Below are 12,076 nucleotides of genomic sequence, written 5' to 3'. Positions count from 1 at the left end.
ATGGATTACCCTGTAGAAGCCAGTCATCCCCCGATTTCTCGGTTTCGACTGAACGAATCGCACTTGTACGAACCGTTGACATCAGAATTAATTAATTGACCAACTGATGTTTTGTACAAACCTCTTTTGATTCGCTTGCCAGTAAAAACAGGGTCTTTATCGGTTTTCCCGTAAACAGGAATTGGATCTAAACCCAAGAAGTTGGCTCGCGAACTATAGGACTCTTCTTGTACAATTACTTCGATCCCAACTAATCGAGCCTTGTATTCCAACATCTCAATTAATCGAGCGTGAGGAATGCTGACAAAGTTTTGGTTAGTTTGCGAACCGAGATCGATCTCGGTTTTCCACTGTGCGTTTTTACCGATTACTAGCGTCCCAATTTGCTTGGCACTCAAAAGGTCAACAACTAGGCGACTGGCATGATGCAAGTAATTATCAACTTTTTGGTTGCGACAGCGAGTTAAGTGTCGAATGCGAGATGAGGTTTGGCGATTCCCTTTCAACTGGGATTGCAACTTGGCTTTGCGCTTGTTGTAGAACTGGTTGATAGATTTCAACGGTCGCCCGTTAACCAACAAAGGAACAAATCCCGGTTGATTTGAAGTTAGCGCCGCTAAATTATCCAGTCCTAAATCAATGCTAGCTACAAAGTTATTGTTGCTGACGGTAGACTCCGGTTTATCGTAAATTACCTCAATTACATAGCAATCGCATTTGGGAACTAATCTGACTTGGCTAATTCGATCGGGATCGACTTTAGTTTTAATTGAAAGTTCAGTACCGGAAAGTTTAATGATTCCCTTTTTTAACTGCTTGCTGCTAATCGCTTGAATTGTGTAGACGAGAATGTTTCGCCCTTTAGTCTTATCCTTGTATTTCGGCAATTTCGGGCGGCCAGTGAATTTAGAGTCATCTGTTTTGTAAGCTTTAACTGCTTCAAAGAATGATTTCCAATTCTTGTCCAACACCATTAATATTTGTTGGCTAACCTTTGCTGGTAAAGCTTTGTATGCTTCACAAGACTTCATTAAACGGTTCATTTCGTTGTAGCCGACATAGCCCCATCCATAAATAAAATGCTGACGAATGACGTAGTTGGCCGCGTTGTAGAGATTCTTGGATTTAAAAGCTAATTCATCAATTTGGGCGAAACGATGTTCCGTAGATTTAATGATATGTCGCTCTGTTAGCTGCATTTAAGGCTTTCATTTTTTAGATTGCGTGTATTCCACTCGACCGCTATGATAATAGCATACTACTATTGCTTATAAGTGCTTACAAACTCAACGAAGTTTTACAATACCTTGTACCAGCAGAAAAGTGGTCACTAAGTAACCAATGATTTCAGAAAAATTTTCGTGTTGGAATCCCGGCATCAGAATCTCGATCGCCCCTGCAAAAAAGGACAACTTTATGCCTGGGGAATCTTCCGAAACCTTCTGGATTAACTTGAATTGCTCCCAAGTGCCGTTGAGCACCACTCGCCCATCGAGAATTTCGCGATCGAGAACTTGTGTCATTGACCCGCACCATTATCTCCTATCGGGATTATAACTCACATCTTGCACCATTCTCGCTTAACAGGCAAGATGCCTGTTCCACAAGAACATTAATCTCTTGTGGAACAGGCATCTTGCCTGTTCATAAAAGGATGATTGACAATGGTGCAATATCTAAGTTATAACGCATTTTCTAGTTCCCAGGCTCTGCCTGGTAACGCAGATCCCGAGGCTCGGCCTCGCCTTAACTTCCGGTCAATTTCACAATACAAGACGCATCCAAAACCACTACAATTTCATTTTGAAAAACAGCACAACTTGTGATTGCTGAAGCTAATGCGGGAATTTTTCCTTGTTTGAAAGAAAGCATCGCCTCTTGTGTAGTATCAAACTGATCCAGCCAGCCGTCATCCTCTAAATACTGAAGAGTCAACGAATTGCGATTGAGCATCCAAAAATCAACTCCATAGCTATTAATGAAGTTTTGCAAGACAGCTCGATCGGGAGTATACTGAGCGCGAATTAAATCCCTAACTCGCTGCCGATATCTGCTGTAGTAGCCTTTATGAAAAGGCACTGCATATTCCTTGGCAACCAAAACCGAACGCTGACTAAATGTTGGCAAATGATCCGTATCTGCCGCGATCGAAGCAATCAGGATATCTTTAGGTTGTTGCTCAAAAAATTTGTACAAAGCCGGCATTTTACCTTCTATATACCCGACAGTAGGAAATTTTTCAACCAAGCAGGGATACAGCACCACTGCGACAGCGATAATCGCTGTCGTCATTAGGGCAACTTGATTTTTAAACTGAAATGTTGTTGCGGTTTTTGAGGCCCAATGACCGACTCCATCAATGATTAACGTTAGGGCGATCGCACTTATTAAAACCACAATAAATCGCAAGCTGTAGGCAGTATAGCGACCTGGGTTATACAGCTTAAAAATGGTGGCATGAGCAGCAAAAAACATCGCCGAGGATGCTAAAAATAGCTGAAGCAAAAGCCAGATTTTGCTTTGAATCTGATGTACTAAGGGAAAGGCCGATCGCAAAAACAGCAGCAGCGGAAATAACAGCCCGACACAGTGAGTTACAGGCGTAAACAGCGACTTGGGAAACATCCCGCTGCCCCGCCCTGTCAACCAATAATCTACCGGATTTGGCCGAAAAAAAGCATTTCTGCCGTTGGGGGCAAATTCGCTCATTTGCTTCGCTTCTGCTGCGGTATAAGTTGGGCCAAATTCAGAGCGATCTAAGGCATAGGGCAGCATTACTAAAAAGATTACTCCCAAACCTGTAGTGCAAAATAGGTAATTAGTGCGATCGCCCGACAAGCGCAAACCGCCGTTTTTCCAGCATAGCAGGCGCACAACTAAAGTTCCGGCAGCAACCAAGGCATAAGGAGGATAGAATAGTCCGATCAGGGCGATCGCCCCCAAACAAGGCAGCAGCGAAGTGCGCGACAAATAATATAAAAAAGCCAGAAATATCGGATAAATAAAAGCTCTTGGCGTTGTGGAAGCCAAATCGTCCGTCATCCACATATGCTGATTTAACAGCAAAGATGCAATAAATCCAGTCATCGGTACTGGCAGCATTTCTAGGCACAGGCCAAAACAGTAATAAGTGGAGATTAAGCCGAGAAATAGCGGCAATATTTTGTGAAAAAATAGCGGGTGAATGCCAACTGTTGCTGCTAATTTGTAGAGCGTGCTGTATCCTGCGGGGGCGATAGATTGAAAGTAATTAGCAATGAAATCGTTGGGGAATAATTCTGGATCGACAAATCGCATCATCCAGAAAACGTGCTGCCTCGCATCGTCTTGCACCATATACTCGGCGCTGAAGACTTGCTTGAGTCCCAAAATAGCATAAACTGCGGCAAATGTCAAGCTCAGAGTCAACCAAAATATTGTGCGCGATCGGGATTTGCGATCGACTGTAGCAGTTAGAAATTTGTGCAACCGAGCTATTAATACCATTTGAGATTGGAGATTTGAGATTAAAGAATCGGGAAGGACTGATTCTCAAACCTACGATTATATCATGCCCGGTCAATTACCCCTAATAAAAAACGCTTTACTTTCAATTTCGCCCGATTTTCGCTCATTTTCCAGCCCGCACGCCCGCAATTTTAAGCCGAATCCGATACAGACTTGTATTTGCCGTAATATAAAGCGTTTTGCGATCGCTTTCTCCCCAAGCCAAATTAGTCGCAGTCTCAGGCACAGAAATCCTCCCCAAAAGCTTACCATCCGGCGAGAAAATCCACACTCCCCCCGGCCCGGTGCTGTAAACATTCCCCTCTAAATCAACTTTTAAACCGTCGGGTACTCCCCCTTGACTGGCGTCTTTTAACTCGGCAAAAACTCGCTGGTTGCTAACATTTCCGTCCGGTTTTACATCGAAAACGGCAATGTATCCAGCTTCCGAATTGTTGACATAAAGTTTTTGCTCGTCTGGTGAAAAAGCTATGCCGTTCGGCAGCACCAAATCTTTAACCAGCAGAGTTAATTTCCCGTCTGCTGCCAGCCTGTAAACACCGTAAAAGCCTAATTCTTCCTGCTCTTTACTAACACCGTAGCGCGGATCTGTAAAATAAATGCTGCCGTCGGATTTAACAACCAAATCATTCGGGCTGTTGAGCCGCTTGCCCTCGTATCTATCCGCCAATGTGATAATTTTACCGTCTTTTTCTGTGCGGGAGACGCGGCGATTTTCGTGTTCGGCAGTAATTAAGCGGTTTGCTTTGTCTAAAGTATTCCCGTTGGCTTTTCCCGAAGGGCTGCGAAATACCTCAACTTGCTGGTTTGAGGCTAATTTATAGATAATATTGGCGGGAATATCGCTGAACAGCAAAAAGCCGTCTGGATGCCAAATTGGGCCTTCTATAAATTGAAATTCACCAGCTAGTTTTTCTAATTTCGCGCTGTCATTGAGAATATCTTGCACGGTGTTTTTTTTCTCTCTGTTTTCCGTTTGGGCGGTCAATTTTGTTAAGTTAGCCCTCAGTTTTTGGCTGGGGTTGCTGACTGCTAAAGTTAATATTATCAACAACAAACTAATTGTAGCAATTTTGACTGTCATGTTGGCGATCGTAACTTCATTAACCAAGAGCTGATATTATGTCCGATTATACAGCGTATTCAAGTATAGTAGGGACACGGCATTGCCGTGTCCCTACCCGTTATCTGTACTGCACTCAACTGAAAACTGCTATATAACCATTCTGAGGTTTGTAGGAAGGACTTTAAGTCCTTAAAGTTTATTTTGGAGGACTGAATTCCTCACTACGAACCAGTTTGTAGTAAGGAGTAAAGTGCTGTCAACTGTTAAGCTGGAAATGACACGAATAGAAATGCAATACCGATCGCGATCGCACCGATACCCATCAGAAAAGACCAGAAGCGGTGATAACTCTTAACCGCCGTACCGCTATCGCTTTCAAGCTGAATCAAATCCATCCAAGGTGCAACACCCCGGCGGAACCAACCCAAAGCGCTAACATCCATTCCAATCAAACTTTTAACCCGTTTCATCCCAAACAGAAAATTACCAATTGGCCCAAAACGAGAAGCATATCGCAGATAAATCATTCCCGTTCTGTCTTGCAATTTCAAATCTGAACCGAAGGTATAACCCGCATCGCCGCGACCAATTAATTCGCCTTGCAGTTTCGCAGGTTGACCCCGCAAAGGACTTGCATAAGGGTCAGACATTAAGGTTAAAACATCCAAATGTTCTGCTTGTTTGTAATTCGGGAACATCACCAGAGTTTTGAGCAAAATTCCCGCGCCCAAAGCGATTAAAGGACAAGCAACCATCATCATCGGATTCGCAGCAGACAGCGAAATGCCGATCGCAAAACCCACCGCTAATCCCAGAGTTTCTGCACTGTACAGCAGCAAATCGAACACAAAATTGCCGTACAATCTCCGCTTGCTCAAAAGATTGCCTTCGCCAACAATCCTGCCCATGTCAAACTCAATATCCAAGCCTAATTGTTCGGCATAAGTGCTCAAAGCGCGAACTCGTTTACCAGTCAGCGGGTGAGTAGAGTTCAACTCCATCCACCAACCCCACGGATTAAACATATCCCACAGAAACACTCGCCCAATTTTTTCGGGCTCCGAAGCAATCCGGTAAGCAGTACCAGTAGATGTAGCGGCTTTCGCATCGTAAATGCCTAAAGCGCGAGTTCCTTCTAACAAGCGGCTGGGTTCCGTTGCTGTTTGTCCTTCTTCCAAAATACCGTAAGCAATTTTTACCAAAGCGCGGGATAAAGCGTTGGGGTTGCCAGTAGTTTGGGCCGCAAAATAATCTGCAAAATATTCTCGCGTCCGCGACAAATACAGCAATAAATAAGTGCCGGCGATGTAAAACAAATAAGCAACAGCAGCTACAGTACCGGCCGCATCTTTAGCTTTGTCGCCACCACTTCGACCCAGCCTTTGAGCTGTAGTGTAAATTAAATAAGTAATTTGCACCAAAGTTGAAGCTAAAGTCATTACTGCAAAGTCCCAGTGGACGATGTGACCGAGTTCGTGGGCGTAAACAGTGGCAATTTCATCGTCGTCTAAATAGGTGAAAAGACCTTGACTGACGACTAAGCGAGCGCTGTTTGGAAATGAACCGTAAGTAAAAGCAGTAGGGTTTTGGTCGTCGATAATTCCTAAACGCGGAGAAGAGAGTTTTTTCTGCTTGCAAACCTTCTGAATAACTTTCGCTGTTTCGGGACTTAGGCTTTCAATTTCTGCTAGGGAAACCCAGCGAGTATTGTAGAGCCAATTTTGGGTTAAATCCATCAAGTAAGGCGATAGGAAAAAAGCAGCGATGTTAAAAATCAGGGTAATCGGAAGTGCGATCGCCAATCCGGTGACTGGATCGGGACTGTTGAGAATCAAAACAGAGGCTAAGGATAGCGCTAACACCATACCAAACAGCAGGCTGATGGTGACGCCGGAAGCTAAAACGAGATTTCCGCCAGTTTTCTGTATCAGTTGAACGCCGGCTTTTGCGGCTCGCCCTGCCTTGCGTAAAGGGGTATGAGATGACATAATAATCTCCAAAGGTTATTGACAAATGGAAATGACCGTGAGATTTTATCTATACTTCACTGTTTTAACCTGTTAATGCGGATTGCTGTAAGGGGTCTCAACAAAAATATAGAATTTTCTCTAGAATTGTTAAGACTGAAAACCGCCCCTAAATTTATTTTTCGGGATTCAATTCAAAAGTCAAAACCCAACAATCAAAACAATTTAAAACTTACTGCCATGTCTATTATTGAAATTGCCCAAAAAACGCGCGGATCTGCTAGAAAATTGGCAGTTTTGTCCGCTGATGCCAAAAATCAAGCTATTGAGGCTATTGCGAAAGCTTTAGAAGCTGCTGCGCCGGATATTTTGGCGGCGAATGCTGCTGACTGCAAGGCGGCTGAGGTTGATGGAATTGCGAAACCGCTGTACGATCGCCTAAAGTTGGATGAGAGCAAGTTGAAAAGTGCGATCGCGGGCGTGCGCGACGTTGCCAAACTCCCAGATCCCGTAGGTGCCGTGCAAATTCACCGCGAATTGGATTCAGGATTAATTCTGAAGCGTGTCACCTGTCCTTTGGGCGTTTTAGGCATTATTTTTGAAGCGCGCCCAGAAGCTTTAATTCAGATAGTATCCTTGGCAATCAAATCTGGCAACGGCGTCATCCTCAAAGGCGGCAGAGAAGCAGTTCGTTCCTGCGAAACATTGACAAAAGTGATACATCAAGCATTAGCAGAAACTGCGGTTAATCCAGAAGTCGTGCAGTTGCTCACCACGCGAGAAGAAACAATCGAACTGCTAAAAATGGATGAATATGTAGATTTGATTATTCCCAGAGGTTCTAACTCTTTCGTGCGCTTCGTGCAGGAAAATACCCGAATTCCAGTGTTGGGACACGCCGACGGAATTTGTCATTTGTACGCAGACAAAGCGGCAGATATTCAGAAAGCAGTAGAGATTGCAGTCGATGCAAAAACTCAGTATCCAGCCGCCTGCAATGCCATTGAAACTTTATTAGTTCACAGTGCGATCGCCCCCGCTTTCTTGCCAGCAGTTGCCGCAGCTTTGCAGCAGAAAAAAGTCGAATTGCGGGGAGACGAAAAAACTCGCACCATCCTCGAAAATATTGCCGAAGCGACAGAAACCGATTGGTCTACAGAATACAGCGATTTGATTTTGTCTGTCAAAATAGTAGATTCTGTGGAAGAAGCAGTTAATCATATCAATACTTACGGTTCTCGACATACAGATGTGATTGTTACCGAAGACAGCGAAGCCGCCGAAACCTTTTTAAATCTAGTCGATGCGGCGGGAGTTTATCACAATTGTTCGACTCGATTTGCCGACGGTTTCCGCTACGGTTTCGGTGCAGAAGTGGGGATTAGCACGCAGCAAATGCCACCTCGCGGGCCTGTCGGTTTAGAGGGGTTGATTACCTATAAGTATCGAGTTGTTGGAGATGGTCATGTTGCCGCGAGTTATGTAGGAAAAGATGCTAAGGAATTTACGCATCGGGATTTGTAATAGACTTACGCAACAGGCATAATGAGTAGAGTGCGTCAGATCCGAGACCTTGAATAATCACCCTATAACTGCGTCAGACGCACCCTACAACTTACTAACCCTCTGTCATTGTTGGCTGTGCGTCGCAATCGCTTCGCTCGCGAAAAATAATACTAAAAAAAGGGGTAGTAAACGCGGATTTAGTATGACGCACCATACAACTCGATAGAAGTGTGAAACTTACGGTAAATCCAGATCATGACAGAAAATCAAAATCAACCCAGAGAATACGATGCCATCCTTGGCGGTGAATCTCAAGTGCCATTGGGTTCGGCCGTTTTAGGCGGGATTCCGGGTGTTAAAAGTCGTTTAGCTTCACCGATTGTCGAGGTGAAAATTGCTGCATTGTCACAAGCACTGAAATATGGAGATGCCGGTTTAGATTTAATAATTGGGGCACTGCAAGATGAATCAATGGCGGTGAGATTTGCAGCCTATTCGCTACTGAAGGATAGTAATCAACCAAATCTAAAAGAGCTATTCCAAAAATATTTGCCTACTTTTCACTTTGATGTTATTACAGTTGATGCTGAAGGAAAAGAAAACAGTTGCCGCCGTCATTATGCTCACTTCTTTCCCGAAGATTTAGGGAAAAGAGTTGTGCTGGAAATGGTGTATATTCCCGGTGGCACATTTATGATGGGTTCCCCAGCAACAGAGGAAGATAGAAGAGATAATGAAAGTCCGCAGCATCAAGTAACAGTACCCGCTTTTTATGCAGGCAAATATCCCATCACCCAAGCACAGTGGCAAGCAGTGATGGGATACAACCCATCGCATCATTTCAAAGGTGAAAAACGTCCTGTTGAATCTGTATCCTGGGATATGGCCGTCGGATTCTGCGGCCAACTCTCGCAAAAAACCGGGAGAAAATATCGCCTCCTGAGTGAAGCAGAATGGGAATACGCCTGTCGTGCCGGTACAACAACCCCATTTTATTTTGGGGAAACCATTACCCCGGAATTAGTCAACTATGGGGGATACTCCCCCTACGCAAACGCCCTCAAAGGACTTAACAGCAGAAAAATAACTAATGTCGGGAGTTTTCCCCCCAATGCCTTTGGGCTGTACGATATGCACGGCAATGTTTGGGAATGGTGCAGCGATAGGTGGCACGAAAACTATAACGGCGCACCAACTGACGGAAGTTCTTGGGAAACTGGCAGATACGATCGCCGGATGCTGCGTGGCGGTTCCTGGGAAATCTATGCGGTTCTTTGCCGCAGTGCCGTTCGTGACTGGCTCTCGGCGAACCACAGTTGGAGGCCCTGGGGTTTTCGCGTTGCGGTTGCGTCGGTTTGTCCCTCGTCCTAGTTTTCCCGGCGAGGACTCTTCTCTACCCTTTGACTCTTTAGCCCTCTGCACTTTTTCCTTTTCCGCTTCATTCGCAATGACGGTTTGTAATTAATTCTGTTTGGGTACTTACAGCATATTCCATGTATATGTAGTACACATATTCTTGTAGTAAGTAAGGTGCGTCGCCACCCGTCAATCTGCAAGTTCCATTTAAAAGGTCGCAGATCCGCACCCTACATATTAACATCACACAATATAAATATAGTGGCTACTGTACTTCATCAACCACCGAATATGCTGTATCTAACGACAGCGGGTTTATTATATTGTTTGTTTACAACATATATGGCTGGTAAAACCCACCGAATTGCCTGTAGGGGCGGATTTTACGAACAATATTTAATTCTCAAAAACAATTTAGATAAACTCGCTCCCATACAGCCGATAATCTAGATTAACCTGATGTTCGATCGAATGCCAAAAATGTAGATTTACATTTGTCGTTGGGTGGGGGCGGGTTTATTATATTGTTGGTTTCTATCATAGATGGTTGGTAAAACCCGCCCCTACGATATCCTGTAGATACTGAATCTTAAGCAAAGTGTCCCTTCTCCTTTATCCTTCCAAAAAAAAAGCGATCGCCCTTCCTTCCCTCGCATTCAAACAAACTTAGCTACAATAAGCTATACTGTGCTCGGCGACTCCCCAACTCGAACAATTTGCCGTGGTTTATGTCTAACTCCTCCCTCCTCGCCCCAGGTTCCACTCTCGAAAAACGCTACCGCATCATCCGCGAATTGGGCCGCGGCGGCTTCGGGCGCACTTATCTCGCAGAAGATATCAACCGCTACGGCGAACACTGCGTACTCAAAGAGTTTTCGCCGGTGGTTGACAGCCCGAAAGCCGCCGAATTGTTCGATCGCGAAGCGAGTATGCTTTACAACCTCCAACACCCCCAAATCCCGCGCTTTCGAGAACTGCTGCGAACTGATTTGGGCGGAGCTCCATCTTTATTTTTAGTTCAAGACTACATCCCCGGTCAAACTTACGAAGAAATACTTATATCTCGCCAGCAGCAAGGTAAAAATTTTACCGAAGCCGAAGTTACTCAACTGCTATTTCAGCTTTTACCAGTTTTAGAATACATTCATTCCCACAATTTAATTCACCGCGATGTTTCGCCCGACAACATCATCGAGCACACTGCTGACAAACTGCCATTTTTAATTGACTTCGGTTCAGTTAAGCAAATCGCAGCAACGGCGGTATTGCAGTTTAGCGGACAACCTGCTACGGCGATCGGCAAACAGGGTTATTCGCCACCCGAACAAATGCGACTGGGGAAAGTTTCTGCTGCTAGCGATTTATACGCTTTAGCCGTCACGGCTTTGGTACTGCTAAGCGGCAAAAAGCCTCAAAAATTGTACGATATCAATAACAAAACTTGGGATTGGCGATCGCACGTCACAGTCAGTCAAAATCTCGGCACCGTGTTGGATAAGATGCTAGCAGAACAACCGGGCGATCGCTACCAGTCCGCAAAAGAAGTCCGCGAAGCACTCAAAGATCCAAAACTATCTCAAATTGGCAGTATAATTTCCCAAATGGTGACAATGAACTTTGTCGGCCGCCCCTTCAAATACAGCACTAAAACTGCTACCAACAACAATATTCCTGTGGGGCAGAACCATCAAGTTGTTAACAGTAACACCAACAAATTTAAGTTAATTTCTTGGAAAATTATCTGGAGTTTAAGTGTGGCTTTTTTGCCGGGAGTTCTAGCTTTTAGTGCAGTAAAATCTGGTTTTACTCTTCCAAAGTTACCTGAACTGCCAAAACTTCCCGAACTTCCGCATTTTCCCAATACGTCAAATTTAGATGCAGAAATAGCTAGGCAAGAAAAAATTGGCAAACGTCGCAAAAATCTTAATATCGAGCAGGATATTTTTTATCAGAAAGTAGATGAATTATTTTACCAAAAATATCCAGAATTACAAGGTCGTACATTGACAGACAAGCCCGAAGATGCAGAAATTAGAAATAAATGGTATCAAGTTGCTGAGAATTTTTTGGACAGGTTGGAGAAGGGAGGGCAGTTTTGAAATTTAAGATAGAATAAGAGTGATTGAACCGCAGAGGGCGCAGAGGGCGCAGAGCAAAGAGAAAGAAAGAGAAGAGAATTAGAACTCGATCTGGTTAAATGTAAATTGGTATATGCAATGCACTTTTAGTTTATTTCACAATGGATTCTATTCAACTTACAGGAATTCGCTGCTACGGGTACACTGGCTATCTGCCAGAGGAGCAAGTATTGGGGCAGTGGTTTGAAGTGGATGTTACTCTCTGGGTAGATTTATCGCCAGCCGGAAAAAGCGATGATATCGAACATACTCTGGATTACCGAAGTGCAATTACTCTGGTTCAACAGCTAGTCAAAAACTCGAAGTTTTTATTGATTGAACGGCTAGCAAATGCGATCGCCCAAGCACTTTTAGAACTGCCGTTAGTCGAGAAAGTCAAGATACAGCTCTCAAAACCTGCCGCTCCCATCCCTGACTTTGGCGGCAGAATTACTCTAGAAATTACCAGAAGTCATTAGGGAAGCATCCCAATTTGGTAAAAAGCGTTTTTTACGAGTGCGAGCGTCTCGCTCGCGACCTATGCCGCGAGCGAGACG

At 44.4% G+C, this 12,076-nt stretch carries 9 protein-coding genes and 1 pseudogene; 5 read left to right on the top strand and 5 right to left on the bottom strand.

The genetic code is table 11. The features are described from left to right. Positions 1 to 65: 65 nt before the first annotated feature. The 5 genes and pseudogenes from QUA56_RS35275 to QUA56_RS35255 form a co-directional block, all read right to left on the bottom strand. Positions 66 to 1,199 (bottom strand): annotated as a pseudogene (locus tag QUA56_RS35275) (RNA-guided endonuclease InsQ/TnpB family protein); the annotation flags it as partial. Positions 1,200 to 1,286: 87 nt separating this feature from the next. After that, on the bottom strand, positions 1,287 to 1,523 hold the full coding sequence (locus tag QUA56_RS35270; RefSeq protein ID WP_333368315.1) for a hypothetical protein: 237 nt from the start codon (positions 1,521 to 1,523) through the stop codon (positions 1,287 to 1,289). Positions 1,524 to 1,746: 223 nt separating this feature from the next. After that, positions 1,747 to 3,486 carry a hypothetical protein gene (locus QUA56_RS35265; protein WP_333368311.1) on the bottom strand — a complete coding sequence of 580 codons (1,740 nt, stop codon included), beginning with the start codon at positions 3,484 to 3,486 and terminating at the stop codon, positions 1,747 to 1,749. Between the two features lie 124 nt (positions 3,487 to 3,610). Next, positions 3,611 to 4,618 (bottom strand): SMP-30/gluconolactonase/LRE family protein, encoded by a 1,008-nt coding sequence (locus QUA56_RS35260; protein ID WP_333368308.1) that lies wholly within the window; start codon positions 4,616 to 4,618, stop codon positions 3,611 to 3,613. A 218-nt stretch (positions 4,619 to 4,836) separates the two neighbouring features. Next, entirely contained in the window at positions 4,837 to 6,561 is a 1,725-nt protein-coding gene (locus QUA56_RS35255; RefSeq protein ID WP_333368305.1) for a zinc metalloprotease HtpX, read from the bottom strand. A 219-nt stretch (positions 6,562 to 6,780) separates the two neighbouring features. On the opposite strand from QUA56_RS35255, the gene QUA56_RS35250 reads away from it, so the two are divergent. The 5 genes from QUA56_RS35250 (at position 6,781) to folB (ending at position 11,998) form a co-directional block, all read left to right on the top strand. Further along, positions 6,781 to 8,064, top strand: coding sequence for a glutamate-5-semialdehyde dehydrogenase (locus tag QUA56_RS35250; RefSeq protein ID WP_333368302.1), 1,284 nt, complete (start codon positions 6,781 to 6,783; stop codon positions 8,062 to 8,064). A 237-nt stretch (positions 8,065 to 8,301) separates the two neighbouring features. After that, positions 8,302 to 9,417, top strand: coding sequence for a formylglycine-generating enzyme family protein (locus tag QUA56_RS35245; protein WP_333368300.1), 1,116 nt, complete (start codon positions 8,302 to 8,304; stop codon positions 9,415 to 9,417). A 246-nt stretch (positions 9,418 to 9,663) separates the two neighbouring features. After that, positions 9,664 to 9,852, top strand: a complete 189-nt coding sequence (locus QUA56_RS35240) for a hypothetical protein (RefSeq protein ID WP_333368298.1) — start codon at positions 9,664 to 9,666, stop codon at positions 9,850 to 9,852. Between the two features lie 278 nt (positions 9,853 to 10,130). Then, the gene (locus QUA56_RS35235) at positions 10,131 to 11,501 is read left to right on the top strand and encodes a serine/threonine-protein kinase (RefSeq protein ID WP_333368295.1); all 1,371 of its coding nucleotides are present in this window, start codon (positions 10,131 to 10,133) and stop codon (positions 11,499 to 11,501) included. A gap of 140 nt (positions 11,502 to 11,641) precedes the next feature. Continuing rightward, positions 11,642 to 11,998 (top strand): dihydroneopterin aldolase, encoded by a 357-nt coding sequence (gene folB / locus QUA56_RS35230; RefSeq protein ID WP_333368292.1) that lies wholly within the window; start codon positions 11,642 to 11,644, stop codon positions 11,996 to 11,998. The last annotated feature ends 78 nt before the right edge of the window (positions 11,999 to 12,076 follow it).

The organism is Microcoleus sp. N3A4 (assembly GCF_036701805.1).
Lineage (GTDB): Bacteria > Cyanobacteriota > Cyanobacteriia > Cyanobacteriales > Microcoleaceae > Microcoleus.
Note: the sequence above shows the minus strand (reverse complement) of the source record. Positions and strands in the feature narration are given on the sequence as shown.

Coding starts and splice junctions, on each gene's coding strand:
- QUA56_RS35270 (WP_333368315.1), bottom strand. CDS start 1,523: ATGACACAAGTTCTCGATCGCGAAATTCTCGATGGGCGAGTGGTGCTC.
- QUA56_RS35265 (WP_333368311.1), bottom strand. CDS start 3,486: ATGGTATTAATAGCTCGGTTGCACAAATTTCTAACTGCTACAGTCGAT.
- QUA56_RS35255 (WP_333368305.1), bottom strand. CDS start 6,561: ATGTCATCTCATACCCCTTTACGCAAGGCAGGGCGAGCCGCAAAAGCC.
- QUA56_RS35250 (WP_333368302.1), top strand. CDS start 6,781: ATGTCTATTATTGAAATTGCCCAAAAAACGCGCGGATCTGCTAGAAAA.
- QUA56_RS35245 (WP_333368300.1), top strand. CDS start 8,302: ATGACAGAAAATCAAAATCAACCCAGAGAATACGATGCCATCCTTGGC.
- QUA56_RS35235 (WP_333368295.1), top strand. CDS start 10,131: ATGTCTAACTCCTCCCTCCTCGCCCCAGGTTCCACTCTCGAAAAACGC.
- folB (WP_333368292.1), top strand. CDS start 11,642: ATGGATTCTATTCAACTTACAGGAATTCGCTGCTACGGGTACACTGGC.